Source organism: Nitrosospira sp. NpAV, from assembly GCF_000832065.1.
Lineage (GTDB): Bacteria > Pseudomonadota > Gammaproteobacteria > Burkholderiales > Nitrosomonadaceae > Nitrosospira.
The window spans coordinates 1-436 of the sequence record NZ_JXQM01000030.1 but is presented as its reverse complement, the minus strand read 5'-3'; the positions used below and the strand labels follow the sequence as shown (position 1 = coordinate 436).

1 protein-coding gene is annotated in these 436 nt (G+C 58.7%); it reads right to left on the bottom strand.

The features are described from left to right. A partial coding sequence (locus tag SQ11_RS14510; protein ID WP_041514912.1) for a condensation domain-containing protein occupies nucleotides 1–436 on the bottom strand: 436 nt, incomplete at both ends.

Below are 436 nucleotides of genomic sequence, written 5' to 3'. Positions count from 1 at the left end.
GCCGTTCGATCAAACGGTGCACCGGCTCGGCATCCGCATAGCGCTGCTCGTTCACCCCCCATGCCTTCAGCTGCGCCTTCTCTTCTCCACTCAGAATATCAATGTCGCCTAGAATGCGTTCAGGATGTTCGGCCAGTTGCTGGAGAAGATGAAGATAGTGCGCACCCAGCCGTTCAATGGTGGCCGGTTCGAACAACTCCGCGGCATAGCTGAACAGGGCGCCGACTTGCCCATCCGGCCGCTCGGTGGTGTCCAGCGTCAGCTCGAACTGAGCCGCCTGTTCGTCCACCTCGTAACCGCCAAGGGTAAGTCCAGGCAGACTTTCCAGCGGACGATGATCCTCGCGCAGATGGTTGTACATGACCTGGAATAAAGGATTCTGGTTCAGGTTGCGCTCGGGCTGGAGCGCTTCAACCAGCTGTTCGAATGGCAGGTC